The following is a 25,980-nucleotide window of genomic DNA, read 5'->3' on the forward strand; positions in this document are numbered from 1 at the left end:
TGTACCCACAATTTTCGCACTGTCTCCCCACACGGCTACAGTCGCTGACAGTGAGTGGTGCAGTTCCCTTCCCAGCCAGAAGACATATCCCCGTCACTGGCCGCGGCCTAACCGTCATGAGCGATACAGCCCGTCGGAGCTACGCCGTCGGCGCCCTCGCGGGTGCCGCGGCGTTCGTTCTGACGTACGTCCTCGTCTACGCACTGAGTATCTCCACCGTGCAGGACGCTCTGCTGACGAACATCGCCGAGTCGTTCGGCGACGACCGGGCGGCCTGGAAAATCGTCGGCTGGGTGTTTTTCAACGCCCAGTTCGTGACGACGACGATTACTGTCAATATCCCGTTCCTCGGGGGCACGTCGGCGGTCAACTTCATCGCCGAGAACGAGTCGCTGTCGTCAATTCTGTACCTGCTTCCGCCGGCAGTGCTGACGGTAGCGGGCATCGCGACGGCTCGTCTCGACGGGGCGGCCGACATCGGCCGCGCGGTTCGTGTCGGTCCCGCTGTTGTGTTGGGCTACCTCCCGCTGGCGGTGCTTGGGGCAGTGCTGTTTACCGTCAGCGCCGGCGAATCGGGACAGGGCGCGCCGACGCTGTTGACGGCAGTTGTCCTCGCCGGTATCGTCTACCCGGCTGTCTTCGGAACTGTCGGGGCCGCAATCGCTACCGCGCTGGGCGACTCGTAGCGGGAACCCGCTGCTGAGGTTTTTGACAGAAGGCAGGGCATAGAGAGCGACAGCCGTGGACTTCCCTGTCCCCAGTCGAGACCGTCGCGGCGTCAGCCCCGTCATCGGCGTAGTCCTCATGCTCGCGATCACCGTCCTCCTGGCCGCGACAGTCGGCGGGTTTGTGCTGAGCGAGACTGCTGCCCTGGACGACCCGACGCCCACCGTCGCCCGGTCGACGGGGAGCTTCACGACTGGCCCCTCGGGCGGTTGCGGTGAGAACACGGTTGCGATTCGACACGCCGGCGGTGATTCGGTCCCGGCCGACGAGATAGAGATCGCGGTCCGGCTTCCGGACACCGACACCCGCGCCCGTCTCGTCGACCTGCCGGTTTCGGGAACGGCGCTTTCAGCAGCGAACACCGACGACCCGGACAACGTTGTCTACGACTACTGCGTCGGTGGCGTCATCGCCGACGGCGGCCAGCCCTGGTCGGCCGGCCGCATGATCGCCTTCCAACTGAACGCTGGCGGCGGCACCGTCGAGCCGGGCGACACTATCGACGTGCGCGTCGTTCACGCTCCCTCGAACGGCGTACTGGCCGCGGTCGAACTGACTGCCCGCCGGTAAGGGCTCGTGGTTCCGATACCCTTTTATTCGCGTCCGCCCACCGTGTGAACTAATGGCAGGGGGCGCACGCGAGGACCTCGCGGAGAAAATGGCGGGTGAGGTGGCACTGAGTGACGAACCAGGGGCGACCTTGCGGAAGTGGCGCACTGATTTCGACGTTGCACAGACGGAACTCGCGGACGAACTCGACGTGTCCCCGTCCGTGGTCTCGGACTACGAGAGCGGCCGCCGTGACAACCCCGGTATCGGCGTCGTCAGGCGGCTCGTCGTCGCGCTACTGGACATCGACGAGGGCCGCGGCGGCGACCACATCCGGCAACACGCCCGGGTGCTCTCGGCCGGGTTCGATAGCGATGTGGTCCATGACCTCCGAGAGTACTCGGCCAACGTCGGTGTCGAACGCGTCTACGACGCTATTGACGCCGAAGAACTGTTCCGGGGCAGCCAGGACACGGTGGCGGGCCATACCGTGATTAACTCTATCGCTGCCATCACGCGGCTCTCCTCGGACGAGTTCTACCAGCTATACGGCCAGTCGACCAACCGCGCGCTCGTGTTCACGAACGTGACCCGCGGCGAATCCCCACTGGTCGCGCTCCGTGTCGTCTCGCCGACGCCTAACGCGGTTATCCTCCACGGCCTCGACGACGACGCCGTCTGGGAGCACGCCCAGGATCTCGCCCGCATCGATGACTTCTCGCTGGCCATCACCGATATCGATCTGGAAGACCTGCTGGACGGTCTGCGAGAGCTTCCCTGAGCCCGCCGATTTGGCAAACAACTGTTGCCCGGGTACGGATTGCGGTATTCGTCAAACAGGGTGACACATCCGCGCCGTAGGACTGGAATCCAATGCCGAAGGCGGCGTCAGTTCCGCCGGACACAACAGAACCGCCGTCGGCCCCCTGAATGACGCGCCTGTGTTCACAGGCGGATCTGCTCTCCGTCTTCGGGAACGTGGACAGCCTCCGTCGCCGACCGAAGCTCGTCGCGGGTGAGCAAGCAGTGGTTAATCGCTTCCATATGAACGACGACGACCATGGCATCGGTCGCGTCACGGACAGCGGCGATGTCCTCGATGCCCATCGTGATGGGGGCGCCCTGCTCGAACTGCGCTTCGCCGCCATTGAGGACGACCAGCTCCGGGGCAAATCGGTCAAGCGTTTCCTGGACCGGCTCGTACCAGATCGTATCGCCCGCGACGTACACCGTTTCATCGGCCTCGAAGACGAACCCGGAGACCGGCCCCATGTCCTCGGCTAACTCTCCATGGCCGTGGCGACCGGGTGTCCGGTGGATGGTGACGCCCGCAAACGAGACCTCGTCTTCGACTGGGCGCACATCGACAAAGCCCTCCTCAGTGAAGGCGTCTGCCTCCGAGGGCTGACAGAACAGCGGTACGTCGTCGGCAAGCTCCTCCTGTGCCGCCTCGTCCCAGTGATCCGGGTGGCGATGCGTGACGACCACGGCGTCGTAGGACAGGTCGACATCGGGCATCGGGACGAGCGGGTTTCGGCGGTCGTTCGGCGAATTCGACACGGGCGGGTTCGCACCGGCTGGCGAGAATATCGGATCGACGAGGAACGTCGTGTCACCAACGGTCACGAGAACTGTGGCGTTGCGAATCAACTGCACGCTGGCTCCGGTCGTCGTTGACATACGGGACTACCTACGGGTGCCATCGGGATGGGGTTTCCTTCTCGCTCCGACCCTCGCCTACTCTCGCGGCTACGCCGCTCGACGTGTACGAGACCCCTCGCTTCGCTCGGGCTCTCGCTATTCTCCACGGCTCCCTGCGGTCGCCGCTCCGATTCGAGGCCTCTCCCTCCGGTCGAGTCCTCGCTACTCCACGTACCGATACTTCCGCTCACCCATCCGCCCCCAGCCGTCGAATGCGAACTCGTCTTCGGGTGCGGTGAACTCCTCGACATCGCTTTCCGCCTCGTGGTTGTGCACGTCGTGGATCTGTTCGTACTCCGCGAAGGACAGCTCGTAGCGGTTCCGGATCTGCTCGTCGATGCTGAGCGCGCCGATTTCCTCCTCCCAGCCGGGAACGATGGTCTCGGCGTGGACCTCCGCCTGTGCGCCGGAGCCGTAGGAGGCGACTAACAATCGGGCCTCGTCCAGATCCAGCCCGTTCTCGCGGGCGTGTTTCAGGCCGGCGGCGCGGGCGATGTGGACGGAACCGGTGTACCAGTTGCCGACTTCGCGGGAGATCTGGAGCGTCGGCTCGATGGTGTTTGCGTACCAGTCCTGGTAGCGTTCGGTTTCGGTGAGTGCGTCAGTGTACTCCTTGATGGCGGCGTGGAACTCGTCGTCAGTTTCGAAGTCCGCGCGCATGGGCTGGTGGCCGATCTCTTCGGCCATCAGATCGCCCACGTCGGTGCCGCGGATGATGTGTCGGTATCCAAGCGCCGCGGCCTTTCGGACCATCCCCGGGAACGGCGTGTGGAACGGAATCATCTCGTAGTCGCCCGGGTGGATATCGCCGGCCACCTCGGCGAAGTCCTCAAGCGCTTCGCGCATCCTGGCGAGGTAGACGTTCACCGACCGTTTCCCGTCGACGGACGGGAACTGCTGATTTGGTTTGAGGAAGTCGGTTTCGTCGGCGCTGCCGTACCCCTGCTCAGTCGAGAGTTCGACCAGATTGGGGTCCTCGTCGACGAGCATCGCCACCGCGCCGGCACCCTGCGTGGCCTCCCCGGGGTCGTCGCGGGCATACAGTGCGGTGTCCGTTGCGATGACGAGCGCGGCCCGGTCGCGGTTGCGCCCGGCGCGGATCCAGTTGTACGCGTCGTCGAGGCTCTGTGTCCCGGAGATACAGGCGAACTTCCGCTCGCCCTTGTTGGCGTGGTGGAAGTTCTCGTCGTACACCTGTTCGAGACAGCCTGCGATGTACGTCGAGACGGGCTTCGAGTTGTCGAAGGCGCTCTCGGTCGCCACGTCGATGCGGCCGATGTCTTCAGGCGTCAGTCCCTTGCGGTCCATCAGCCGGTAGGCCGCGTTGGCCCCCATCGTGACGATGTCCTCGTACACGTCCGGGAACGATGACGCGCGCAGGCCGAGCCCCTTCGTGTACTTGCCCGGATCGTCCCCCTGGGCCGGCGCGAACGTCTCCGCGAGGTCGAGTTTGAGCTTCCCGGTCCAGATTTCCATGGCGTCGATACCGACAGCAGTCATGGGTTCAACGTCAGCGCGGATGTATATGGCTTTGTCGACTGGTGTTTCGACGATTGTCTAGTATTGTGCCGACAGGACGCGAGCCAGCAGCACGCGGCAGACGGCTACTCGTCGGTTGCCGGTTCCGTCCTGAAGGAGAAATCGACGATGCATTCGCCTTCGATAGCATCGTACGGTTCGTCGGGTGACGGAATGGCACGTGGCCAGTCCGTGTTGTTAACCACAAGTCGATACGTTCCCGGCGCAATAGTGATCCGGTTGTCGCGGATGTTCGTCCGGTGGAACCGCGACACCTCGCTGGCGTATCGGGCCCGATAGCGACGCTGGAACGCTCGGTACTCTTCCTCGGGGAACAGGATAACGTCGACAGCCGGACCACGCCGCACGATGAGGTCGTAGCGCAGCGTGGTCTGCCCGGTCGCCTCAATCGTGTAGTCCTCGTACTCGTTTTCTTCCAGACGAAACGTCGTATCGACCGACCGGCCGTTCGGTTCGGGCGTTGCCGTCGGGGTCTCGGTTTCGACCTGGAGGCGCGCCGAGGTCTCCGTCGAGGTGTTTGCCTGGCCCGTCCCAGAGCGCTGTGCTGTCGACGTATTTGCGGACGGAGCGGCACTGTTTGCCGCTGGCGTGGAAACAGTATCAGCACGATCAGTCGTGACGGCCCGCTGTGACGCTGTCGGCTCCGGGGCCGGCGTCGTCTCGGACGCCTCGTCAGAACGACTTCCGAGACAGCCGGCAGAGAGCGCGACGAGCAACGATGCTCCGAAGCCGCGCCGCGACAGGTCACCCATACCTCAGCACACGCATCCAACGTAAAGATGTTTACGGGCGGGTTTTCGTCACTGGTAATCGGAGCTGTGATGCTGTCCAAACATATTTGTAGAGAGAAAGCTGATTCTACGCCGTTCGAACCTATTTCGAGAGAATGGTCGCCCAAGTATCATTTCTCGGAACGCCACACGAACCTTTCACATGAACAGATCGGGTATTTCACTCGGACTCGTGGTCCTGGCGGCGATCAGCGTTTCGTTACTCGCGGGGATGGCAGTCGCAGGGACTGTCGGGACATCTCCGTCCGAACCAGCGCCGGCGGTGACGACTGACAGGCCACCAGCAGCGACCCCCAGTATGGATAGTGCGTCACCGGCAACACCCAGTGCTGAGAGTGCGTCGCCAGCGATGCCACGTAGCAAGGGGACTGAGACCGGAGCGACGCAGCCACAGTCGGCGAACCCCGTTTCGACACCGGAGCGGGGCCAGACCACGCCGGAGGACACAGAACCGCCGCTCGATACGGACCGCCTCGAAGGCGCGCTCGTGGCGGCAATCAACGACCGACGCGGCGACCCGCTTGCCAACGATGCGGTCGATGAAACTCTCTCGACTGAGACAACGACCGGACAGACACTCTCGGCCATGGCCGGTAACCACAGCGAACGAATGGCCGCGCAGAGACTTGCCTCTCCGATAGCCAACGGGTCAGACACGCGGGACCGGTACGCGGCCGCTGGGCTGTCCGACCGGTGTCGGCTCCGCCACGTGGAGAACACCTACATCCGCCCGGTGACCGACCTTGAACTGGTCACGAGCATCAACCCTAACGGCGCGAACGCGACCCGGACGGCCGATGCCGTCGCCGACCACTGGTTCGACCTCTCCGGCCCCCGCGATACGTTGTACATGCCGAATGCGAACCACATCGGCGTCGGTGCGGCAACCGCTGATGGCGTCGTCTACATCACCGTGAATCTCTGCTGAGGTTTGGTGAGAAAGGCCGTTACGGAACTTCTTTGCGGACAGTGTCGGCATTCCCTTCCGAGTCAACGACGCGGAGCGAGACCGTCGTGCCGGAGTCCACCTTTCTGTTTTGTACCGTCTGGCCGGTCGCATCGTCGAAGATGCCGTCTCCGTCGAAGTCCCATTCGTAGGTCGCGATATCTTCTTGCGGGTCGCTGGACGGGCTAGCATCGAAGTCCCACTTTCCGTTCGACTCCGGGCCGTTGGAGGTGATAGTGAAATCGGCATCCGGTTGCTCGTTCGTGTTTGCACCACCTGGAGTGACCGTAAACATCTTTGAATCGGTGCCGCCGCTCGATAGTTCGTACGTCACGGTTATCGTGACGCTCTCGCCGTTCATGTCCGTCTGGCCCCCGAACCGTTCGAACTCGAACAAGTGAAACGTCGCAATCGAGCCGTCGGACATGACTGGATTCGGCCCGGATATAGGACGATCTGGATTGTCGACATCGATGACTCGTGGAATGTCTGTCCCGCCACCGAAATCAGTGTAGCCATCGGTGTCCGCTTCGATGTACAACTCGTTTTCTTGGGGCGCCGGGTCGCGGTCATTGCGGTAACTGTCACTAAGATAGTCTATATATTCGTCTACGGCGTCGACCGCAACCGTTGTTATAGTGATAGTCTCACCTAACTCATTTGTGACGCTGAACTGCACGCCCCCATCAATCCTCCCGTCACTGTCAAGCGCAAAGGCGTCTTCGTTGTAGATGAGACCGCTGTTGCCGGACCCGCCACCGGATCCTTGATTTACTTCTGTCACCGTCACCGGCACTGAAACGTCTTCTGGAGACTTGCCTTCGAACGAATCATTAATCTCATCGAGGCTGAACTGGACGGTGGCTGTTCCAGTTGCCGTCGACTCGCTTGTCTTGTAGACGAACCTGACGCGACCGTCGCTGTCGGATGATTCTGTGCCCGTGGTAAGCGACCCTGCGTTACTCCCCTCGACTGAGCCGTTGACTGAGACATCATTGCTTACGGGGTTGTTGTACGCGTCCCGGACCTCTAGGACAATTTCCTCGCTGTCGCCCTGCTGGACGCTGATATCATCGTCACCGACAGTCGTGAGGTACGCCTCGCTCTCGTCAGTGGCGCCTGTGCCGACGCCGGCTTTCGCCATCTGCAGGTGGTATGTGGAGCCACGCTCGAAGATGATCGTGACGTTGTAGAGCGAGCCAGGCCCCTCGGTGTGAGTAACGTTTGCGATGTACCGTTCGTTGCTTTTATTCCCCGGATTCGGGTCGATTTCGTCACTGAGCGTCTCGTTCCACGTCGAGTTCGGAAGTCTGCTGAGAAACGAGATCGACACGTTCGAGGTTTCAGTCGCATTCGTAATACGGATGGTTCGGGATGACTGTGATTTCGGCTCTACGTCGACCGCAACCGAACCGCTCGTGGACCGACTCATCGACCCGTTGAGCGCGACGAGCGAAATTTTGCGGCCGTCGACCATTGCTTGATCCGAGAGCGTGAGGTTCCCCTCCCGAAACTGGTTGTAGACGACCGAGTGCTCGTAGACGGTTTCCGGGGCCGCTCCGTAGACGTTGTACTCCGGCTTGTAGGCGATGGCTCCAGTGTTGTAGTGTCTCGGCGTTCCGTTCCAGTAGTCTACCGTCTCAGGTTCGAGTGCTTCGGCGTTGCGAACCGTGAGGTTCTGCGACTCGTTGTCGGTCCCGTCCGTGTACAACAGCCCCGACGGCGGCCCGGGGTTGGTTGCCACGAGTCGGGACGGGTATTGGGTCCCCAGCTGAATCGAGACGGCCTGCCGGCTCGGCTGTCCCGGCACGGAGACGATAGCGTTCCGCAGGTCCTGCATCTGTGTCTGGACCTGCTGGTTGTGGTTGAACTCCACCTCCCGGTTTTGCTCCGGCACGGCAAAGGCCTGATACGAGGAGAAGGCGATGATAAGCACGCCGAACAGCAGTACAGCCCCAACCTGGACTGACTGTGCGCGCTCATCGCCCGTGAAAGTCATGGCGGTGAGTTGCGGAGACGGCGGTAAAAACCTGACTGCCGAATTATCAACTCTCGTCTTCTTCGACGACTTCCGGGTCGCTCATCGCGGTCTGGAGACTGTCGAGTCCGTTGACCCACTCGGAGACGAGCCCGTATTCGAGGTCTTCGGCGACCTCCATCGGGAGCTCCGACCCGCCGATGATCTGCGTGCCGGCCTGGACACAGTAGCCAAGCGCCGCATCGAGGTCCTCCTCGGCTTCCGCCTCCGCGGCGGCCTCGATGTAGTCGGTGATGGTCGCGTCGTTCGCAGCGCCTTCCGCGACGAACTCCTCGGCCGCGTAGAAGACGCACAAAAGCGAGGTCTGGACGCCGTCGATCAGCATCACGGTCTCCTCGTCGTCGATCTCGATATCGTCGAGAACGATCTCACGGACACCAGCAAGCTCGTCGATGGTCGTCTCCTCGTCGAGGTCGCCGTCCTCGTAGTCGGTGAGAATCTTCGCGACCGCGATCGCGGCGTCGTCCTGGAGGTTCAACAGGAGCCGCGCCGAATCCTCGTCTTCGGGGTCGACATCTTCTTCCTCGATACGGTCTAGCCAGTTCTGCCAGCGTTCTTCGGTGTAATACTCCCCCGGCGGAGTGCTCATACCACTCCGTTCGTCCCGTTGGGGATAGTAGTTTCGACCGGCGGCCACTCCGCTGTCTACTCTCCGGCAATCGGATCGAGCTGGAAACTGAGCTTGCAGGCCCGAATACGGCTATTTTGGCGGCTTCTCGGTCGGCCTATGGAGTTCAACCGCATGTCACGGCCGCCGTCAGGGGACGCACTTTTATGTCATTCAAACATGTTATGAAATACCATGGCACAGCAGCAGCCGACCGAGACTTACGACGGCCCGCTCGACATCGCTGCAGTCGCCACGCTGGCCGAACGTGTCGGTCTCGCGTTGGTTGCCCTGGCGCTGCCGGTCGCTGTCGGCGCGTTCGCCGGCATGGCCCTCGACGCCGGATCGCTGGTGGCCGCGGGTGACGCCGCGGCCGCCGCGATGAGCGGGCCGTTGACGGCGGGGCAGGGGCTGTCCTGGTTGTTTTACGTCAGCGCACTCGGGACCGTACTCGGGTGCTGGGTGCTCGGACTGGGACTCGTTCTCGACGGCCTCGACCTGTGAGTCAGCTGTCGCCGTCCGAACGCATTTCCACGCCGTGTTCTTGTGCCGCCCCTTCGGCGGCATCCGCGCGATTCGAGAGCGTTCGCTGTGGGAACGGGATCGAGATGTCCTCCTCGTCGAAGGTGGCCTTCACGCCTCGGACCACCGCCGAGATGGCGCGCCACTTCCGTGGCGGCGTCGGGTGGTCGATCCAGAACCGGAGTTCCATCCCCACGGCGGAGTCCCCGAAGTTCTTCGGGACCACGTCCGGCGTCGGCGAGTCGACGACGTGTTCGATGTCGGTCATCGCCTCGCGGGCGAGTTCCATCGCCCGATCCACGTCGGCGTCGTAGTCCACGCCCACGTCGACTGTGAGGCGCAACAGCCCCTTGCGACTGCGGTTCGTCACCGCGCGGTCGCTCACGCTGTCGTTGGGGATGATGACGAACTCGCCGTCGAAGTTCTCAAGGCGCGTGTTGAAGATGGTGATGTCCGTCACGATCCCCTCCTGGTCGCCGATGAGCACCCAGTCACCGATGGTGAACGGCCGGGAGAACATCAGGACGAAGCCCGCGATGAGCGACCCGAGCGTCTGTCTGGCGGCCAGACCGACGACGATACCGAGGAACCCCGCCCCGACGAGCAGGCCGCTGAGGTCGATCCCCCAGACGGCGAAGATCGTCGCGCCGATAGTGACGAAGACGGTGACCTGCCCCAGTCGGAGGAGGATCTCCTCCTGGTGTTCGGTGAAGCCGGTGACGGCCTGGCTGAACCGGGCGATCCACCGCTGCATCTGGTCGGAGAGGACGAATGCCAGCATGACGAGGACGACCGTCTGTATCGTCGCCAGCACGGACTGGTCGCTTCCGTCGAGGTACGGCCCGACCGTGCCGACGACATCGAGAACGCCCCAGACGATGAGAAACGAGATGACGACGAGGACGATCATCGAGAACTGGGCGATCCGGAGGAACACGCCCCGTATCGTCGTCGGCGTGTAGTCGGCCATGACCTGCAGCCAGTCGCCGGTTCGGTCGGCTGTCGCGGCCCGGAGCCGGGAGAGCGCGGCCGGAATCACGACGACGCTGAGAAGGAGGACAACGAGCAGGATGAGCGTCGCAACGAGTCGCCCCTGCGTCGCAGCCAGTTGTTCGAGCGACCGCTGTAACGCGGTAAAGAGTTCCAGAAGCCCCTCACCGGTCTCGTTAGCCGCTGGTGTGGGCGTAGCCGTCTGCACAGCCACCTATCGCCACCGTAGGAACTTGTGTCTTCGTCTTTGCTCGAGTAGGCTGTCGCTACCGCCTGACAGCGAACAGAAAAGCTCCGACGCGGGCTGGCCCGGTTAGACGCCGCGGCCCTGCAACTGCTCTTCCTCGTCTAAGTCCGCGTTCGCCTGTCCCTTCATTCCCTTGCCGGGGTTCTTCGCGATCTCCTTGAGCTGTTCGGGGTCGTCGTAGTTGTTGACCGCCGCGACGATGGACTCGCCCATCGCCTGGGGGTTCTCCGCGCCGAAGATGCCCGAACCGACGAAGATGCCGTCGCAGCCGTGTTGCATCATCAGGGCAGCGTCGGCGGGCGTCGCGATGCCGCCGGCCGCGAAGTTGACGACCGGCAGCCGACCGCGATCAGCCGTCTCGTGGACGAGTCGCCGGGGTGCGCCGTGTTCGCGTGCCCACTCGTCGCGCTCCTCGTGGGCCATTCCCTCAAGCATCCCGATGGAGCGCTGGATGTTGCGCTGGTGAGTCACGGCCTGGTTCACGTCGCCAGTCCCTGCCTCGCCCTTCGTGCGGATCATCGCTGCACCCTCGTCGATGCGACGGAGCGCCTCGGCGAGGTTGCGCGCGCCACAGACAAAGGGCGCGGTGAACTCGCGCTTGTCGATGTGGTAGCGGTCGTCGGCCTGGGTCAGTACCTCGGACTCGTCGACCATGTCCGCGCCCGCGGCTTCCAGAATCTGTGCCTCGGCGGTGTGGCCGATGCGGGCCTTGCCCATCACCGGAATCGACACTTCCTCGATGACCTCTTCGAGCATGCCGGGGTCGGCCATGCGGGCGACGCCGCCGCGCTTGCGGATGTCGGCCGGCACCGACTCCAGGTGCATCACGGCGACCGCGCCGGCGTCCTCGGCGATGCGGGCCTGCTCTCGGTTGACAACGTCCATGATGACGCCGCCCTTCTGCATCTTCGCGAAGCCGCGTTTGACGAGGTCGGTCCCGCGGCGGAGGTCCTCTATATCGGTTTCGTCACTCATTATCCGGAATTGGGACTGGATTTACTTAACGCGTGTCCTTCCAACGGACGCCATCGACCACTACCGTTTTCATCGCGTCCCCCCACTGCATCGACATGGCTCCGGACGAGGGTGTCGGCGGGCGCATCGACGCGGCTGTCGCACGGGTGTTCAGCCGGCGGCTCCCCGACGCCGAAGGGTTACCGCGGTACGTCGCACCGCTGCCGGCGTGGCTGGAAAACGTCGGGCTCCGACTGGCCTGGCCTATCGCGCTGGTCAATCTGGTCGGGACACTGTTCGGTTTCTGGTACTACGCCGGCCGACCGCTGAACACGGCCCCGCCGCTCGTGGAGGGCCAACTCGGCGCGGCCCCGCTGGCTGCCTACCCCCTGATTCCGGACTCGCCCGTCGCGACGCTGTTCATCGGGCTTTCGCTGGTCGCGTGGCGGCTCGACTGGAACACGGAGTGGCTCCACATGCTCGGCTTCTTCGGCTGTATCAAGCTCGGCCTCTGGACGCCGTACGTCCAGCTGGTCCTCAACGGTCCCGGCGGGATCCCGATCTGGCTCTACTGGTTCCTGATTCTGAGCCACCTGGCGATGGCCGCCGAAGCATTCCTCATCCACCGCTACGCGAGCTTTTCGGTCGCGTCCGTCGCCGTCGCCGTCGGCTGGTACGGCTTCAACGATATCGTGGACTACTTCGTCCCGATTCTCGACGGGCCACACCACACCTGGCTACGGGCCGAGCCGCTGGTCGCAGCCGGCGGGTTCGACCACACGGTGCTCGCCCACGACCTTGCGGCCGGCTGGGCGGTCGTGCTGACGCTCATGGCGACGTTTCTGGCACTGGCGACGCGCGTAGAGAAGGTAAAGCGGCAGGCGTGAACGCTGGACCTGCACCCGCCGTTTCACTGGCCGCGCTCAGGTCGTGAAGCCGTCTTCGGCCTCGCGCTCATCGAGGACCCACTCCAGTTCCTCGATAGCACGCAAGATGGCGACCTCGGCTTCGTCCTCCATCTCGGTTGATGGCGGGTCGTGCCTGTCGTACTCGTCCTGCAGCGTCTCGATTCGGTCCCGAATAGCTTCCTCCGTTCGCATGGTCCAAATGACCGGACCGCAGGCCTTGATGCTACTGGTCGCGGCGATGGGTGCGAACGCGGTGATGCTGCGACAAGAAAACCGCGCCGCGCTTACCGAACCACGACGACGGCGCTCTCGGTTTCGGTCATCTCGCCCTCTCCGGAGTAGGTCCGTGACTCCTCGACGGCGAACATCTCGTCGGTGAGCGTGACGCCGGCCACGTGGAGTTCGTCGCCGTCGATCTCGTAGTCACCGTCCTCGATGGCGGCGTCGATAGCGCCGACCTCGCTCCCGAACTCGGGGCCGACGATGGAGTAGTCCAGATCGATGCCGCTGACTTCGGTCGTGATGTCCGGAGTCTCGTCGTAGGTGTCCAGTTGGGCGACGTGCATCGCCTCGGCGACGGCGTCCTCGAAGCCGCCGATGTGGCCGAACACCTCGACGTGGTCGAGGTCGGCGTTCAGCGGCAGGCCGTTCTCGGTCTTGTACCGCCGGAGCGCGGAGACGACTTCCATCGCCGTCTCGCCCGCTTCGAGGTCGGCGTCGTAACCGCCCGCCGTCGGCCAGTCCGTCGTGTGAATCGAGCTGTCCTCGTCGTAGAGACGGTCCCACAGCTCCTCCGTGATGTGCGGGAGGAACGGCGCGAACAGTTGCAGGAAGGTCCGGTGGGCCTGCAGCAGCGTGAACTCGGTCGAGGTGTCGCCTCCCTCGGACAACCGCTGCTTGGCGATTTCGAGGTAGTCGTCACAGAACGTGTTCCAGAAAAAGGACCGGAGTTCGTTCCGGGCCTTCGAGAACTCGTAGTCCTCGAACTTCGTCGTGATCGACTCGATAGTGGCGTCCAGCTCGGCCAGCAGCCACTCGTCGACCGCGGCCAGGTTCTCGGGCTCGTCGGGCTGACTCGCTGGCGTGAGCTGGTCGACCAGCCGCGAAGCGTTCCAGAGCTTCTGGAGGAGGCGCTCGCCGGCCTCCAGGTCGCCCTCCTTGTACGGGAAGTCGTCGCCGATGGAAGTGCCGGCGGCCCAGTAGCGCGTGGCGTCGACCGGGAACTTCTCTAAGACCTCGCTCGGCGGGATGACGTTGCCCTTGGATTTGGACATCGCCTCGCGGTTCTCGTCTAACACCATCCCGTTTATCATCACGTTCTCGAAGGGCACCTCGCCGGTGTGCTCGTAGCACTTGACGACGGTGTGGAACAGCCAGAACGAGATGATGTCGTGGCCCTGCGGGCGGAGATCGAAGGGGTAGAGTTCGGGGTTGTCCCAGGTAAACGCCTCGCTGTCGGCGTCCCAGTCCCACCCGGCATTCACGAGCGGCGTCAGGGATGAGGTCGCCCACGTATCGAACACGTCTTCCTCGGGCGTCAGCGAGTCGTGGCCGCAGTGGGGGCAGGCATCGACCGGCGGATCGTCCGACAGCGGGTCGACCGGGAGCTGCTCGCGCTCGGCCATCACGGGTTCGCCGCAGTCGTCGCAGTACCACACCGGAATCGGGATGCCCGAGTCGCGCTGGCGGGAGATACACCAGTCCCATTCGAGCCCTTCGATCCAGTGCTCGTAGCGGGTCGCCATCTTCTCGGGGAACCACTCCATCTGGCGGCCGGCTTCGATGTACTCTTCTTTCTTATCGAGCAGTTCGATGTACCACTGCTCGGTGACGAGGTACTCGACTTCCTCTTCACAGCGCTCGTGGACCTGGACGGTGTGGTCGTGGTCGCGGCTTTCGAGCAGTGACCCCTCCTCGCGCAGGTCCTCGATGATGGCCTCGCGGGCCTCGGTGGTGTGCATCCCCTCGTACTCGCCGGCGAGGTCGGTCATCGTCGCGGACTCGTCGATGGCCAGGCGGAGCGGCAGGTCGTGGGCCTGATACCACTCGATGTCGTTCTGGTCGCCGAACGTACAGCACATCACGATGCCGCTGCCGGTCTCCATGTCGACGCGCTCGTCGGCGATGATGGGCACCTCTTGTTCGAAGATGGGCACCCGCGCACTGCCGCCGACGAGGTGCTGGTTCGCGTCGTCGTCGGGGTGGACGAAGACGGCGACACACGCCGGCAGCAGTTCCGGACGGGTCGTCGAGATGGTGAACGTCGCGTCCTCGTCGGCCGCCCCCTCGCCGGTCTCGACGAGGTCGAAGGCGATGTCGTTGAACAGCGTCGACTTGTCCTTGTCTTCCTGTTCGACCTGCGAGATGGCGGTCTCACAGTCCGGACACCAGATGGTCGGTGCGCGCTGGCGGTACTCCCGGCCCTGCTCGTAGAGGTCGAGGAAGGATAGTTGCGAGACCCGCTGGACATCCGGCGCGATGGTCTTGTAGGTGTTGTCCCAGTCGATGGAAATCGCCAGCGACTGCACGTCCTCAGTGAACTCGTCCTCGAACGCCGTACACACATCGCGGCACTTCTCCTGGAACTCCCGTCGCGGATACTCCTGATGTCGAATGTCGAGTTCGCGCTCGGTGAGCCGTTCCGAGGCGATGCCGTTGTCGTCGTAGCCGAAGGGGAAGTAGACGGTGTCATCGCGCATCCGGTGGAAGCGGGCCACGAAGTCCTGTAGCGTGAACTGATAGAGGTGGCCCATGTGGAGATTGCCGGACACCGTCGGCGGTGGCGTATCGATAGTGAAGCGGGTGTCAGCGTCCTCGTCGTAGGCGTAGGTCTTGTCCGCGACCCACTGGTCCTGCCACTCCGGCTCTATCTCGCGGGGGTCGTACTCCCCGTCGAGGGCGTTCTCCGATTCGTCTGTGGTCGATTCGTCCTGCGGTGGGTCCTGTGTGTCACTCATATTCAAACGGTGGGTGTAACACCCGGATAGCAGCGGACTGCGGCGTGGTTATCAGCGGTGCGTGCGTCGATAGGTGGGGGTGGTGTGGGGCGTGGGGACCCCTACACCGACGGGCGCGAGAACCAGCGTTCGGGAGAGTCGACGCACCATCTGTCTAGTAGTCTGCCAACGGCAGGATTAACGACTTCGGTTTTCGCCGGCGTTCCGTGGATGGTTGTCCCATATTATCGGATGGGAGCGAGGCCGTATCTCTGTGGGACATCCGACACCGTACTCAGACTGTCACTTCGTCGGAGCCGGTGTCCGGTGACACGAGCGGGAGGTCGATATCGATGGCCTCGTACCAGACCGACGGCCGTTTCGACTGCCCGTCGTCGAGGAGTTCTACGAGGTGAAGCTCTTCGAGTTCCTTCAGGTTCCGGTGTACCTGGCTGACATCCCGGTCCACGAGTCGTGCCGTCTCGCGGATACTCCCGGGGTCGTGCTGGACGATTGCTCGCAGGAGTTCGAGAGACTTTGGCCGCGTCACGCGATGAACGTCGGCTGGATCGTTGTACACGACCTCGAAGTACGGCTCCGGCGCTTCGTCCCGGTCGAGCGCAGCGAGGGCGTCTTCGATGCGGTCGTCTCGTCCCTCGCGGAACCGGATGTGCAGTGTCCTGTCTGTCGTATCGGAGTTACCAGTCGTGGCCATGTTCGTTCACCTCGGATTTGAACCGCTGAAAGAGGGGCCGAAGCCCATCGAAATCGATGCCCGTCACTGTCCCGTCAGCGTGGTGCTTGTGATGGTGCGGCGCGTCGGGATGGTCAGGGAAATTGTCGTAGCGAACGATGGTCTCGCCCGCGGCGTTCCCGTACTGCATCGAGTACTTGATGCCCTCCGGATAGCGGTCTGACTCGGGGACGCGGTAGGCGCTGATTTCGGCGTAGCGGTCACCGAAGTCTTTCGTGACTTCGAGGACACGCTGTGCCTCGTCGCCCCCGGACATAGGTGTTGGTATGACCTCCAACACGAAAAGTGTTGGTACGAATCACAACGGTCTCACGGCAGGTCGGGCTCGCGATGCTCGCGGTCCTCGGCGGAGTGGGCACGGACCCACAGTTGCCCGATGCGTGAGAGCGTCGTCCGGTAGGACTTCCCGTGGTCTTCCTGCTCGATGTAGCCCTTCCCGCCGGGGCCAAGCCGGTCGACGTTGTAGATGACCTTCGAGCGGAAGGAGTCGGTGTACTCCTCGCCCATGTCCCGGGCCAGTTGCTGGGCCAGTTCCGAGACGGACTCGAACTCGCCGTGTTCGCCGAGCGTAAAGAGAATCACTTCTTCGAAGGGCTTGACGTTCGAGAAGGAAGCGACCGGAAGTTCGACGATGTGGGAGCCGTCGATCTCCTTCGCGCCGATGGTCGTCCCGCGCTCGTCGAACTCCGCCAGCAGGTCCCGGGCGGTTTCGAGCCGCTCGTCGACGCGCTCGTCCACGTCCTCGCCGGTACGCATGTCTTCCAGCATGTCGATCTGTTTGCGTAGCTCCTCGGCGAGTTCGGTTTCGAGGTACTTCTCGGGAACCGTGTAGTAGGTGTGGATGCGGTCCCGGTCGCCCTCGCGTTCGACCATGATCGAGTGGGCCGCGGTCGCGAAGGCAAAGGAGACGGTCCGGGGCATCGCGGAGACGTTGACCCACACCTCGCTGCCCGCGTCGAGTTCGGCGTTGATGAGTTCGAAGGCCTGCTCGAAGGCCTCGTCGTAGTCGTACACGTCGGCGACGACGAACCGCTCGGTTTCGGCCCCGAGCAGGTTCTGGTAGTCTTTCTCCAACTTTTCGGCGAGGTTGCGCGAGTACTCGACGTTGGCCTCGCTGCCGACCGCGCCCTCCAGCAGGACGACGCGGTCCACGTCGAGTTGCTCGCGCACGAGCGGCGCGATGAGCCGGTCGTAGTCGAACCCGACCGGGACGATGTGGGTCTGCATACCTGAAACGCTGGGGCGGCGGTTATAAAAAGAACCAGACTCACTCCGTCCAGCGCGCCGTTCGACAGCGCGTTACTCGCAGGTCTCGTGAACGGTGTCGCCTTGGTCGTTCGGACCGCGACGCTCGCCGGGAACGATGGGATCCTCGCAGACGGCGCAGGTCAGCGTGCCGTTGGCGTGGACCTTCGAGGTCTCAGTGTTGTCGGAGGAACTGAAATCCACGCTCACGTCCGCCGACTCGTCGGTCGCCGGTTCGTCGTCCGGCGCGAACACGTCATCGTTGTCACCGGCCGTCGTGTCGATGTCGAGCGTGTCGTTGAGGCCACAGTAGCCCGTCGAGGCGTTGAATCCCAGGCCGAGCGCGCCGATGCCGGCGAGCAGGCCGCGCTTGCGCTTCCCGCTGCGAAGCCAGCGCAGGGAGACGATTGTCAGGAGGACAGCCAGTCCGGCTCGGATCAGGCGGTCGCGACCGCCGACGTTCTTATCGGAGTCCATATCGGTACATTGGTCTGGACGCTTTTGTAGGTTTACATGTCCGGCGGCTGCTGTCCGGTGATTGTCCCGCCGAGCGTCGGCACTCGGTCCCAGAGCGCCTCAGTCGCTTTCGATGCCGGAAACGGCGTAGGCGGTGCGGTTCTCGGTCGCGGCGGGGGCGGTCACTAGCGAGACAGCGACCGTCAGCACGAGGCCGACCAGGATGCCCACGACGCCGGGCGTCCAGCCCAGGTACGCCGTCGGCAGTGCGACATTGAGGCCGAGCAGTCCCGCAATCGTCCCGATCACCGGGAAGACGTGCAGGCCGTAGAACACCTGGCTACCGATCACGCCGGCGTACATCCCCGAGCGAGTGGTCCGCTGCCAGTACAGCGCGAGCGCGACGGGGACGGTTAGCTGGGCGAAGCCGCTGAAGGCGGTGTCGCCGATCTGGACCAGCGTCCCCGGCGTGTAGAGGCTCGCGACGAACGAGAGGGTCGCGAAGGCGACCACGCCGATACGGGCGACGAGTGCCTCGCGTCGGTCGGTCTGTTCGGCGCTCGCGTCGCCGCGGCCGGTCAGCGGCCGGTAGAGGTCCCGCGTCAAGTACGACGATCCCGACAGCAGCATCGAGTCGCTGGAGGACATCATCGCGGCCATCGCGCCGGCGATGACCAGCGCGGTGAACCACGTCGGCGTGTACTCGCCCAGTAGCGCGGGGATGACGTTGCCGCCCTCCGGCACCGTCACGCCGAGTCCCGCTGCCCACGTGCCCAGCATGAACGCCGGGACGAACAGGAGGAGAACGAGCACCGGCCAGAGCGCGAACGTTCGCTTGAGCACTTTCTTCGACCCGGCGGCGAAGAAGCGCTGGTTTATCTGGGGGAACATCGTCACGCCGAAGGCGATGCTGACCGCGGTCGAGATGATGTACTGTGGCGTGTAGAGGCCGCCGCCCAGCGAGAGGAACTCGGGGTTCGAGTCGGCGACCAGTGCGGTCGCTGCGCCCGCGCCGCCGACCGCCGAGAGGACCCAGGCGACGGCGACCCAGACGAGCGAGAGCATGAACAGCCCCTGGAGCGTGTCCGTCCAGGCGACGCCGCGCATCCCCGAGAGCGCGACGTAGGCGATCATGAACAGGGTGATGCCGCCGGCCCCGACCCAGAACGGAACCGCGCCGTTCGTGAGGCCGACGATGGCCTGTCCGGCTCCCTTCTGCTGGAGCATCACGTACGGGAACAGCCAGAACAGGCTCACGGCGGCGACGACGACCCGCAGCGCCGTCGAGCCGAACCGGTCGCCCAGCATCTCCCCCAGCGTGACGTACCCGTGGCGCTTGCCGACCAGCCACTGCTTGTACCCCAGCACGTACCAGAGGACGGCGAAGATGATGCCGTCCATCAGCCCCATCACCAGAATCCACTCGGGGCCGGCGCTGAACGCGAGGTTCGGGCCGCCGAAGAAGGTAAACGCTGACAGCAGCGTCGCAAACGTCGTGAACAGCAGGACGACTGTGCCAAGCGTCCGGCTCGCCAGGTAGTAGTCCTCGGCGGTGCGCTCGGTGAGTCGGTAGGCGACAGCGCCCACCGCGAGCGCGACCACCATGTACGCGGCGACGATGCCTAACCGGAGCGCGGTGTCGGCCATCTCAGTTCACCTCCTCGACGCCAAGTCCCCAGTCGGTGCGCGCGAAGACGGCGAAGACGACGCTCGCCAGCGCCATCCAGCCGACGTGCCACCACAGCCACACCGGCAGCCCCGCAGCGAGTGCGCTGCTGTCCCAGAGGAACCACGGCACTGCCAGCGCCATCAACACGAGCGCGACGACTGTCCACCCAACAGCCCTGACCGTACTCATATTACGACTGACTAGCCACTGCCGGTACTAATGGGTAACGAACCTTCACTCACTCTCGTTGAAGAACAATCGTCTTCAATGCGTTCGCGTCACAGAATCGTGTTCAATACACCCGTGTCCCGGGTTCGACCTCCCGCTCGGGTGTCAGGTGGACGACGCCTTCCTCGCTGTCGACGCCGGTGACCAGACACTCGCTCTCGAAGCCGGCGATAGAGACCGTCCCGAGGTTGACGACGGCGACGACCTGTGACCCCAGCAGGTCCTCCGGGTCGTACACGTCGGTCAGTCCCGCGGCGGACTGACGGGTCTCGTCGCCGAACTCCACGTCGAGTTTGTACACGTCCTTGCGCGCTTCGGGGAACGGCTCGACAGCGACGATCTCGCCGATACGCATCTCTACGTCTTCGAGAAACCGTGCGGGATCGATCTCGGTTTCAGTAAATCCCATATCCCCCGGTAGTATGTCCAGTTATTTTACGACAGCGCTCTCAGCGATGGTATGCAAACAGCGATCCAGCTCTGGACGCTCCGTGACCTCGAAACGCCGCTATCGGCCGTACTCGACCGCATTGCGGCCGCTGGCTACGACGGCGTCGAGTTCGCCGGCATCGGTGACCCGGGCGCGTCCCGGCGCGCGCTCGACGAAACGGGACTCGGCATCGCCGGCGTCCACGTGCAACTAGAGGACCTGCAGTCCGACGCTCGAACGGTCCGCAATGAGGTTCGCACGCTCGATGCCCCGTACGTCGTCCTCCCATATCTCGATGAGGACCACTTCGCCAGCGAAAGCACCGTCGAGTCGACGGCGACGCTGCTTGGGATGCTCGCCGAAGATGTGGACCGCCCGCTACTGTATCACAACCACGACCACGAGTTCGTCCCGCTCGGCGACGGCACCGCCTTCGATGCGCTCGTCGACCAGACGGATATCGGCTTCGAGTTCGACGCCGGCTGGGCGCACGCGGCGGGTCAGGACCCGGTCGCACTGCTCGGGCGGCTCGACGGGCGCGTTCCCGTCGTCCATCTCAAAGACATGACTGAAGATGGGGAGCCGACCGCCCTCGGTGAGGGGGTCGTGCCGCTGCAGGCCGTGGTCGACGCGGCCCGCGAGGCCGGCACCGAATGGCTCGTCTTCGAACACGACAACCCCGAGGACCCGCTCGACGCTATCCAGGCCGGTATCGACGGGATGCGCCCGCTGCTGGAGTAACAGCCGACCGCTCGGCCGGCCCAGTCTGCGGGAGAGCGTCGTCCGCGGTTCACCGAGACGGTGTAGATTGCCGCTCCACTACAACACCGTCGGCCGTCGGCTCGCGTGCGCAAGGTTATTCCGCTGTACTATCCAACATCAGTATAGTGACAGCAGTCCGTCGGAACACCGTTCGACGGGCTGGAAAACAGGACAATCATGCAAGACACGGCGAAATATCTGATACATGCCGACATCACCGCGGCGGGGGTCGTCGAGCGCAGCGATGTCGTCGGCGCGGTGTTCGGCCAGACGGAAGGGCTGCTCGGGGACGAACTGGACCTGCGGGACCTGCAGGACTCGAAGAAGGTCGGCCGCATCGACGTGGAGATCCACTCCGAAGGGGGACAGTCCTTCGGCGAGATCACCGTCGCGAGCGGCCTCGATCGGGTTGAAACGGCGATCCTCGCGGCCGCGTTAGAGACAATCGAACAAGTGGGACCGTGCCGTGCCCAGATCGAGGTCGCGGAGATCGAGGACGTACGGAGCGCCAAGCGACGCGAAGTCGTCGAGCGCGCGACGGAACTGCTGAACGACTTCGAGGAGAAATCGATCCGGACCGAGGACATCGTCGAGACGGTCAGACAGCAGGTCCGGGTCGCCGACGTGACCGACTACGAGGGACTCCCGGCCGGGCCGCGGGTGGCCGACTCCGACGCGATTGTTATCGTTGAAGGCCGCTCTGACGTGTTGCAACTGCTCAAATACGGGATCAAGAACGCCGTCGCGGTCGAGGGAACGGACGTTCCCGACGCCATCGCGGACCTGACGGCCGGCCGCACGGTGACCTCGTTCCTTGACGGCGACCGCGGCGGGGATCTCATTCTGAAGGAACTCGCCCAGGTCGGCGACGTTGACTACGTCGCCGTCACACCTGGCGGCAAGTCCGTCGAGGACCTCTCCCGCAGCGAGGTGATGTCCGCACTGCGAGATAAGGTCCCCTACGAGACGGTCGCAAGCGCCAAGAGCCTCGATAGCATCCGCGAGGAGATGACCCACTCCGGTGAGTCGACAACTGCCGACGGCGGTGCCGTGACGGCCACGCCGTCGGAGGACACCGCTGACAGCCAGTCCGCGCCCGATGCGCAAGCCGGGACGGTCCAGACTGAGACGGCGCAGGCCGAGACGAGTGACGGGACTGTGGCCGAGGACGCGGAGACAGTCGCCGTAACGGACGCCGCTCCAGACGAGGACACGGACGCGGGTGGCGACGAACCAGCTATCCCTTCGCTTTCGGACCACATCGAAGCCGTTATCCAGGCCCACAGCGGGACCGCCAGGTTGGTCGACGAGGACGCGACGCTGCTCGCGGAGGGCGACGCCGACGATGTCGTCTCGCTGCTGGAATCCGCCGACGAGGTCCCCCGGACTGTCGTCATCGATGGCGACTGCACGCAGAAACTCCTCGATGTTGCCGCCCAGCGCAGCGTCGGAGTCGTCGTCGCCGCCGGTCACGGCGAGTACGTCAAACAGCCGACGGCCGTGCAAGTTCGCATCGAAGGTTAGAGGTCCCGAACGAGCAACACGCCGTCGCCGTCGTCGTAGTGATCTGGTAGGTCGTCAGCCATCGAGAACTCGAACCCATTATAAAAAGAGCGTGCCCGCTCGTCGTCTGCGCGGGCCGTGAGTCTGACCGTCTCGAACCCACCGACCCGGAGTCGGTCGAGTAAGCCGTCCATCAGTGTCGTCCCGAGGCCCTGCCCCTGTTTTCCGGGCGTGATCGCGAACTCCGCCAGGTACGCGACCGGGTGGTCCGGAACCACCAGCGCGTAGCCGAGTGGCTCACCGATGTCGAGCACTAGCACGAGCGGCGGGCCATCGATTCCGACCCCGAGGAGTTCCGGCCACGGCTCGTCGAGCGCGTTCGTCTGGATGGCCCGGATCCGGGCCTCGTCTTCGGGACGGGCTTCGCGAATCATAGCAGGCCGACGGCGAGGACGAGGCCGGCACCGGCCAGCGCGGCCGCCAGCGTCGCGAGCATGTTGACGCCCTGGTTGCCGACGACCGACCCCTCCACGGTCGCGCCCAGCAGGCTGTCGACAGTCATGCCGACCAGCCCACACAGGAGGATGACGCCGCCGCCGACCGTGCCGATGTCCTGCGTGAGCGCGGCGATGCCGGCAATGATGCCCGCGCCGACGGCTCCGGCGGCGACGCCCTGCCAGGTGACGCCGCCGTCAGTGCCCGGCTCGACGGGTTTCAGCGTGGTAATAAGTCGCGGGTTGTCGTAGAGCCCGCCGAACTCGCTGGAGAAGGTGTCGGTCATCGCGGCGGCGACGGCTCCGGCGAAGGCATAGAAGAACAGCAGCGGGTCGACGGCGATGTGGCTCGGGCTCGCCGCCGCGGCGACGACGGCGAACAGCGCGACGATGGAGTTTGCGAGCACGTTCCCACTCCCGCGTGCGCCCTCGTTCTCCTCGGCGATGCCGCGGTCAAGTTTCTCCTCGTAGCGGTACTTCGTCGAGAGGCCACCGAGTCCGAAAAAGGAGATCAGCATGGCGAACCAGCCGAAGCCGCCGAGCACGATGGTCAAAAAGGAGAGGAGGACGCCGGTGAGCATCCCCGGAAGCGATGCGGTGTCGAGCGCATAGGAGAGATAGCCAAGCAGTACTGTCACGGCGAGTGCGATGACGACGCGCTGGGCCGTCACCGACGGGTCGAGTTCGAAAAACAGCCACAGCAGCAGTCCCACCGTGAGCATCACGAGCGGGTCGTCGCGCTCGAACAGCACCGAGCGAAGCAGTGCGGCGACGAACGCGCCGCTGGCGGCGAGAAACAGTACTAACGGGAGGTCGATGGCGGCCGTCCCCTCACCGACGGCGGCCTGGATCTGCGTTCCGAGCACCTGCCCCGTGACGCCGGCGACGAAGCCGACGAGGACGAAGCCCGCGGTCGCGACCACCTCGTCGGAGCGGACGGTGTAGGCGAGCCGCTGGCCGAGGTTCCCGTAGGCGACGATGACGACGACGCCGACGAACAACGGCACCGGTAAGCTGAACCGAACGGCCAGCAGCGCGAGCCCGGCGGCGGCAAGCGAGAAGGCCGCCAGGCCGTACAGTTTCCCGTCCTCGTAGTCACCGGGGCGCGCGAACAGGTCGAACAGCCGCGAGTCCTGTCCGATGGCGGTCACTGCGAGCGCGGCGACGAGGACGAAGGGTGCGATAGCGGCGACAGTCGCGAATTCGAGCGAGCGAAGGCCCGTTGCGGCCGGGACGGCGACCGCGAGGGTCCCCACGGCGGCGAACGCGCCTGCCCGACGGACTGTGCCAGTCACGTGCCACCGGTATCCCCGAGAGGCACTTACCCTTTCCGAACTGTGGGGACGGTACCGTTGGATTTACTGGGGCTGTCAGCATACCGGCGGGCGTGGGACTATACGACCGATATCTCGCTACGCGCGTGCGGATGAGCGACGCCGCCCTCCCCGAGACGGTCGCGCTGGTCATCACGGAGCGGGACCTGCTCGGCGACGGTGCCTATGCCACGCTCGAACGCTTCTTCGACTGGACCGTCCAGTACGGGACCGACACCGTCGTCGTCTACGTGAGCGTTCTCGACGAGGAGGCGATTCCGACGCTCCAGCGCGAACTCGAAAACGTCACCGCGCCCCGGGAGATAGCGGTCAGAGTGCCGGACGACGAGACGACCGCCGACGCCCCGATCCAGATCTCTATCGGCCTGGGCGGGCAATCGGAGTTCGCGACGGCCGTCCAGAAACTCGCCGAAAGCGTCGACGACGGCAGCCTCGACCCGGACGACATCGACGAGGCCGCGGTCGAGGAGCATCTCGTCTTCCCGACTAACCCGGACCTCGTCATCAAGACCGGGGCCGAACGGCTCTCGGATTTCATGATCTGGCAGTCCGTGTATTCGGAACTGTACTTCACGGACGTGAACTGGCAGAACTTCAGATTGCGGGATTACTTGCGGGCGCTGCGGGATTATCAGGAACGCCAGCGTCGGTTCGGTCGGTAGCTAGTCCACGAGGTCGTATTCTTCGTCCAGTTGTTCGCGCTCGGCACTGGGGAGCGTGTCGCGGAACCGCCCGAGCATCCGTTTGGCCGTCGGTAGTTCCGACTGCTCGATGGCACGAACCAGTGCAAGCGACCGCTCGGCACGGGTCGTCCGCCAGGATTGCTCGCGGTTCTGGTACGTGCGGATCGCCCGCAGGAAATCGACCTTCCGGAACTCCGGCCAGAAGGGAGCACAGAAGAACGTGGCGGCCTCGTTGCCGTTTGCGTGCCACGGCAGGAAATTCGAGGTGCGCTCGTCGCCGCCGGTCCGGACGATGAGGTCGACATCGCGGGTGGGTCCCTCGTAGAGCCGCTCTTCGATGGTTTCGGCGGAAACCTCCGCCGGGTCGAGGGTCTCGTTTTCGACGGCAGTGGCAACGTCGCGGGCCGCGCCGAGCAGTTCGGCTCGGCCGCCGTAGGCCAGCGCGACGTTGAGGTTGAGCTGGTCGTACTGGGCCGTTCGCCCCTCGGCGTAATCGATGGCATCCCGGACCCGCTCGGGGAGCATCTCCGTCTCGCCGATGGCACGGATGCAGACGCCGGCCTCGTGGACCCGGTCTGCGTCGGCAAACGTCCGGAGTTTCCGCTCCACGAGGTCGAAGATGTGCTCGCGCTCGTCGGGGTCGCGGTCGAAGTTCTCAGTCGAGAACGCATACAGCGTCACTTCGCGGATGTCGAGTTCGTCACACCAGTTCAGGAGCGCTTCCGTCGTCTCGGCTCCCTCTGTGTGGCCCTGCTGTTTCTCGGTCCCCTGTTTCCGCGCGTAACGCCGGTTGCCGTCCTGAATGACGGCGACGTGGTCCGGTGTTCCCGACAGTTCCCACTGGAGCAATCGCTCGTAGGCCGCATAGCCCAGTCGCTTCCCCCTCGATAGCATCATTGAATACATTTCAACCACTCAATAAGGGCTTTGTGGAAGCGCCCGCTTACAGTTATTTCCTCCCTAATCTA

At 64.2% G+C, this 25,980-nt stretch carries 28 protein-coding genes; 9 read left to right on the forward strand and 19 right to left on the reverse strand.

Features of this window, described 5'->3' with window-relative positions; translation table 11 throughout:
* The first annotated feature begins 116 nt into the window (after window positions 1-116).
* The 3 genes from NDI54_RS05325 to NDI54_RS05335 are packed head-to-tail and all read left to right on the forward strand — an operon-like array spanning window position 117 to window position 2,056.
* Entirely contained in the window at window positions 117-686 is a 570-nt protein-coding gene (locus NDI54_RS05325; protein ID WP_310895436.1) for a hypothetical protein, read from the forward strand.
* A 55-nt stretch (window positions 687-741) separates the two neighbouring features.
* Window positions 742-1,296: a type IV pilin N-terminal domain-containing protein gene (locus NDI54_RS05330; protein ID WP_310895437.1), complete on the forward strand. Its 555-nt coding sequence runs from the start codon at window positions 742-744 to the stop codon at window positions 1,294-1,296.
* Window positions 1,297-1,348: 52 nt separating this feature from the next.
* On the forward strand, window positions 1,349-2,056 hold the full coding sequence (locus NDI54_RS05335) for a helix-turn-helix domain-containing protein (RefSeq protein ID WP_310895438.1): 708 nt from the start codon (window positions 1,349-1,351) through the stop codon (window positions 2,054-2,056).
* A gap of 164 nt (window positions 2,057-2,220) precedes the next feature.
* Here NDI54_RS05335 and NDI54_RS05340 read toward each other — a convergent pair whose 3' ends face one another.
* From NDI54_RS05340 to NDI54_RS05350, 3 genes are all read right to left on the reverse strand, one after another.
* A complete protein-coding gene (locus NDI54_RS05340; protein WP_310895439.1) occupies window positions 2,221-2,955 on the reverse strand; it encodes an MBL fold metallo-hydrolase in 735 nt (244 codons plus the stop codon).
* A gap of 183 nt (window positions 2,956-3,138) precedes the next feature.
* The gene (gene hmgB, locus NDI54_RS05345; protein WP_310895440.1) at window positions 3,139-4,476 is read right to left on the reverse strand and encodes a hydroxymethylglutaryl-CoA synthase; all 1,338 of its coding nucleotides are present in this window, start codon (window positions 4,474-4,476) and stop codon (window positions 3,139-3,141) included.
* A 104-nt stretch (window positions 4,477-4,580) separates the two neighbouring features.
* Complete coding sequence (locus tag NDI54_RS05350) at window positions 4,581-5,267, reverse strand: hypothetical protein (protein ID WP_310895441.1); 687 nt, start codon at window positions 5,265-5,267, stop codon at window positions 4,581-4,583.
* 181 nt (window positions 5,268-5,448) lie between these two features.
* Between NDI54_RS05350 and NDI54_RS05355 the strand changes: the two genes are divergently transcribed.
* Window positions 5,449-6,234, forward strand: coding sequence for a CAP domain-containing protein (locus NDI54_RS05355; RefSeq protein WP_310895442.1), 786 nt, complete (start codon window positions 5,449-5,451; stop codon window positions 6,232-6,234).
* A gap of 19 nt (window positions 6,235-6,253) precedes the next feature.
* Here NDI54_RS05355 and NDI54_RS05360 read toward each other — a convergent pair whose 3' ends face one another.
* Window positions 6,254-8,251, reverse strand: coding sequence for an Ig-like domain-containing protein (locus NDI54_RS05360; protein WP_310895443.1), 1,998 nt, complete (start codon window positions 8,249-8,251; stop codon window positions 6,254-6,256).
* A gap of 46 nt (window positions 8,252-8,297) precedes the next feature.
* Window positions 8,298-8,879: a DUF2150 family protein gene (locus NDI54_RS05365; RefSeq protein WP_310895444.1), complete on the reverse strand. Its 582-nt coding sequence runs from the start codon at window positions 8,877-8,879 to the stop codon at window positions 8,298-8,300.
* A gap of 213 nt (window positions 8,880-9,092) precedes the next feature.
* On the opposite strand from NDI54_RS05365, the gene NDI54_RS05370 reads away from it, so the two are divergent.
* Window positions 9,093-9,401 (forward strand): hypothetical protein, encoded by a 309-nt coding sequence (locus tag NDI54_RS05370; RefSeq protein ID WP_310895445.1) that lies wholly within the window; start codon window positions 9,093-9,095, stop codon window positions 9,399-9,401.
* A 1-nt stretch (window position 9,402) separates the two neighbouring features.
* Here the strand turns inward: NDI54_RS05370 and NDI54_RS05375 are convergent, their stop codons facing one another.
* A complete protein-coding gene (locus tag NDI54_RS05375) occupies window positions 9,403-10,623 on the reverse strand; it encodes a mechanosensitive ion channel family protein (protein WP_310895446.1) in 1,221 nt (406 codons plus the stop codon).
* Between the two features lie 99 nt (window positions 10,624-10,722).
* Complete coding sequence (pdxS, locus tag NDI54_RS05380) at window positions 10,723-11,631, reverse strand: pyridoxal 5'-phosphate synthase lyase subunit PdxS (RefSeq protein WP_310895447.1); 909 nt, start codon at window positions 11,629-11,631, stop codon at window positions 10,723-10,725.
* 95 nt (window positions 11,632-11,726) lie between these two features.
* Here pdxS and NDI54_RS05385 point away from each other — a divergent pair, with 95 nt between their 5' ends.
* Entirely contained in the window at window positions 11,727-12,497 is a 771-nt protein-coding gene (locus NDI54_RS05385) for a DUF1405 domain-containing protein (protein ID WP_310895448.1), read from the forward strand.
* A 36-nt stretch (window positions 12,498-12,533) separates the two neighbouring features.
* Here the strand turns inward: NDI54_RS05385 and NDI54_RS05390 are convergent, their stop codons facing one another.
* From NDI54_RS05390 to NDI54_RS05430, 9 genes are all read right to left on the reverse strand, one after another.
* The gene (locus NDI54_RS05390; protein ID WP_310895449.1) at window positions 12,534-12,710 is read right to left on the reverse strand and encodes a hypothetical protein; all 177 of its coding nucleotides are present in this window, start codon (window positions 12,708-12,710) and stop codon (window positions 12,534-12,536) included.
* A 92-nt stretch (window positions 12,711-12,802) separates the two neighbouring features.
* Entirely contained in the window at window positions 12,803-15,475 is a 2,673-nt protein-coding gene (locus tag NDI54_RS05395; RefSeq protein ID WP_310895450.1) for a valine--tRNA ligase, read from the reverse strand.
* 274 nt (window positions 15,476-15,749) lie between these two features.
* Window positions 15,750-16,169 carry an HVO_A0114 family putative DNA-binding protein gene (locus NDI54_RS05400; protein ID WP_310895451.1) on the reverse strand — a complete coding sequence of 140 codons (420 nt, stop codon included), beginning with the start codon at window positions 16,167-16,169 and terminating at the stop codon, window positions 15,750-15,752.
* Window positions 16,153-16,464, reverse strand: a complete 312-nt coding sequence (locus NDI54_RS05405; protein WP_310895452.1) for a toxin-antitoxin system TumE family protein — start codon at window positions 16,462-16,464, stop codon at window positions 16,153-16,155. The genes NDI54_RS05400 and NDI54_RS05405 overlap by 17 nt, the downstream gene beginning before the upstream one ends.
* A gap of 53 nt (window positions 16,465-16,517) precedes the next feature.
* Window positions 16,518-17,435 carry an HFX_2341 family transcriptional regulator gene (locus tag NDI54_RS05410; protein ID WP_310895453.1) on the reverse strand — a complete coding sequence of 306 codons (918 nt, stop codon included), beginning with the start codon at window positions 17,433-17,435 and terminating at the stop codon, window positions 16,518-16,520.
* A 72-nt stretch (window positions 17,436-17,507) separates the two neighbouring features.
* On the reverse strand, window positions 17,508-17,930 hold the full coding sequence (locus NDI54_RS05415) for a YgaP family membrane protein (protein WP_310895454.1): 423 nt from the start codon (window positions 17,928-17,930) through the stop codon (window positions 17,508-17,510).
* Window positions 17,931-18,029: 99 nt separating this feature from the next.
* Window positions 18,030-19,556 carry a sodium:solute symporter family protein gene (locus NDI54_RS05420; protein ID WP_310895455.1) on the reverse strand — a complete coding sequence of 509 codons (1,527 nt, stop codon included), beginning with the start codon at window positions 19,554-19,556 and terminating at the stop codon, window positions 18,030-18,032.
* 1 nt (window position 19,557) lies between these two features.
* On the reverse strand, window positions 19,558-19,767 hold the full coding sequence (locus NDI54_RS05425; RefSeq protein WP_310895456.1) for a DUF3311 domain-containing protein: 210 nt from the start codon (window positions 19,765-19,767) through the stop codon (window positions 19,558-19,560).
* A 103-nt stretch (window positions 19,768-19,870) separates the two neighbouring features.
* Window positions 19,871-20,215 (reverse strand): tRNA-binding protein, encoded by a 345-nt coding sequence (locus NDI54_RS05430; RefSeq protein WP_310895457.1) that lies wholly within the window; start codon window positions 20,213-20,215, stop codon window positions 19,871-19,873.
* 51 nt (window positions 20,216-20,266) lie between these two features.
* Between NDI54_RS05430 and NDI54_RS05435 the strand changes: the two genes are divergently transcribed.
* Together NDI54_RS05435 and dnaG are read left to right on the forward strand one after the other, a co-directional pair.
* Window positions 20,267-20,977: a sugar phosphate isomerase/epimerase family protein gene (locus tag NDI54_RS05435; protein ID WP_310895458.1), complete on the forward strand. Its 711-nt coding sequence runs from the start codon at window positions 20,267-20,269 to the stop codon at window positions 20,975-20,977.
* 198 nt (window positions 20,978-21,175) lie between these two features.
* Window positions 21,176-22,522: a DNA primase DnaG gene (gene dnaG / locus NDI54_RS05440; protein ID WP_310895459.1), complete on the forward strand. Its 1,347-nt coding sequence runs from the start codon at window positions 21,176-21,178 to the stop codon at window positions 22,520-22,522.
* Here dnaG and NDI54_RS05445 read toward each other — a convergent pair.
* Together NDI54_RS05445 and NDI54_RS05450 are read right to left on the reverse strand one after the other, a co-directional pair.
* Window positions 22,519-22,935: a GNAT family N-acetyltransferase gene (locus NDI54_RS05445; RefSeq protein ID WP_310895460.1), complete on the reverse strand. Its 417-nt coding sequence runs from the start codon at window positions 22,933-22,935 to the stop codon at window positions 22,519-22,521. The two genes, dnaG and NDI54_RS05445, sit on opposite strands and share 4 nt — an antisense overlap.
* Window positions 22,932-24,290 (reverse strand): DUF92 domain-containing protein, encoded by a 1,359-nt coding sequence (locus NDI54_RS05450; protein ID WP_310895461.1) that lies wholly within the window; start codon window positions 24,288-24,290, stop codon window positions 22,932-22,934. Before NDI54_RS05450 ends, NDI54_RS05445 begins: the two co-directional genes overlap by 4 nt.
* A 92-nt stretch (window positions 24,291-24,382) precedes the next feature.
* Between NDI54_RS05450 and NDI54_RS05455 the strand changes: the two genes are divergently transcribed.
* Entirely contained in the window at window positions 24,383-24,991 is a 609-nt protein-coding gene (locus tag NDI54_RS05455) for an undecaprenyl diphosphate synthase family protein (RefSeq protein ID WP_310895462.1), read from the forward strand.
* Here NDI54_RS05455 and uppS read toward each other — a convergent pair whose 3' ends face one another.
* Window positions 24,992-25,918 (reverse strand): polyprenyl diphosphate synthase, encoded by a 927-nt coding sequence (uppS, locus tag NDI54_RS05460; RefSeq protein ID WP_310895463.1) that lies wholly within the window; start codon window positions 25,916-25,918, stop codon window positions 24,992-24,994. It lies immediately after the preceding gene.
* Window positions 25,919-25,980: the final 62 nt, after the last annotated feature.

The sequence above is a fragment of the Haloarcula terrestris genome, from assembly GCF_031624315.1.
Taxonomy (GTDB): Archaea; Halobacteriota; Halobacteria; order Halobacteriales; family Haloarculaceae; genus Haloarcula; species Haloarcula terrestris.

Bases quoted from the DNA above. Each gene is read 5' to 3' on its own strand.
- NDI54_RS05395 (WP_310895450.1), bottom strand. From the start codon at position 15,475: ATGAGTGACACACAGGACCCACCGCAGGACGAATCGACCACAGACGAA.
- NDI54_RS05390 (WP_310895449.1), bottom strand. From the start codon at position 12,710: ATGCGAACGGAGGAAGCTATTCGGGACCGAATCGAGACGCTGCAGGAC.
- NDI54_RS05340 (WP_310895439.1), bottom strand. From the start codon at position 2,955: ATGTCAACGACGACCGGAGCCAGCGTGCAGTTGATTCGCAACGCCACA.
- dnaG (WP_310895459.1), top strand. From the start codon at position 21,176: ATGCAAGACACGGCGAAATATCTGATACATGCCGACATCACCGCGGCG.
- NDI54_RS05360 (WP_310895443.1), bottom strand. From the start codon at position 8,251: ATGACTTTCACGGGCGATGAGCGCGCACAGTCAGTCCAGGTTGGGGCT.
- NDI54_RS05370 (WP_310895445.1), top strand. From the start codon at position 9,093: ATGGCACAGCAGCAGCCGACCGAGACTTACGACGGCCCGCTCGACATC.
- NDI54_RS05400 (WP_310895451.1), bottom strand. From the start codon at position 16,169: ATGGCCACGACTGGTAACTCCGATACGACAGACAGGACACTGCACATC.
- NDI54_RS05415 (WP_310895454.1), bottom strand. From the start codon at position 17,930: ATGGACTCCGATAAGAACGTCGGCGGTCGCGACCGCCTGATCCGAGCC.
- pdxS (WP_310895447.1), bottom strand. From the start codon at position 11,631: ATGAGTGACGAAACCGATATAGAGGACCTCCGCCGCGGGACCGACCTC.
- NDI54_RS05365 (WP_310895444.1), bottom strand. From the start codon at position 8,879: ATGAGCACTCCGCCGGGGGAGTATTACACCGAAGAACGCTGGCAGAAC.
- NDI54_RS05430 (WP_310895457.1), bottom strand. From the start codon at position 20,215: ATGGGATTTACTGAAACCGAGATCGATCCCGCACGGTTTCTCGAAGAC.
- NDI54_RS05420 (WP_310895455.1), bottom strand. From the start codon at position 19,556: ATGGCCGACACCGCGCTCCGGTTAGGCATCGTCGCCGCGTACATGGTG.
- uppS (WP_310895463.1), bottom strand. From the start codon at position 25,918: ATGTATTCAATGATGCTATCGAGGGGGAAGCGACTGGGCTATGCGGCC.
- NDI54_RS05350 (WP_310895441.1), bottom strand. From the start codon at position 5,267: ATGGGTGACCTGTCGCGGCGCGGCTTCGGAGCATCGTTGCTCGTCGCG.
- NDI54_RS05325 (WP_310895436.1), top strand. From the start codon at position 117: ATGAGCGATACAGCCCGTCGGAGCTACGCCGTCGGCGCCCTCGCGGGT.
- NDI54_RS05425 (WP_310895456.1), bottom strand. From the start codon at position 19,767: ATGAGTACGGTCAGGGCTGTTGGGTGGACAGTCGTCGCGCTCGTGTTG.
- NDI54_RS05435 (WP_310895458.1), top strand. From the start codon at position 20,267: ATGCAAACAGCGATCCAGCTCTGGACGCTCCGTGACCTCGAAACGCCG.
- NDI54_RS05405 (WP_310895452.1), bottom strand. From the start codon at position 16,464: ATGTCCGGGGGCGACGAGGCACAGCGTGTCCTCGAAGTCACGAAAGAC.
- NDI54_RS05445 (WP_310895460.1), bottom strand. From the start codon at position 22,935: ATGATTCGCGAAGCCCGTCCCGAAGACGAGGCCCGGATCCGGGCCATC.
- NDI54_RS05410 (WP_310895453.1), bottom strand. From the start codon at position 17,435: ATGCAGACCCACATCGTCCCGGTCGGGTTCGACTACGACCGGCTCATC.
- hmgB (WP_310895440.1), bottom strand. From the start codon at position 4,476: ATGACTGCTGTCGGTATCGACGCCATGGAAATCTGGACCGGGAAGCTC.
- NDI54_RS05355 (WP_310895442.1), top strand. From the start codon at position 5,449: ATGAACAGATCGGGTATTTCACTCGGACTCGTGGTCCTGGCGGCGATC.
- NDI54_RS05385 (WP_310895448.1), top strand. From the start codon at position 11,727: ATGGCTCCGGACGAGGGTGTCGGCGGGCGCATCGACGCGGCTGTCGCA.
- NDI54_RS05335 (WP_310895438.1), top strand. From the start codon at position 1,349: ATGGCAGGGGGCGCACGCGAGGACCTCGCGGAGAAAATGGCGGGTGAG.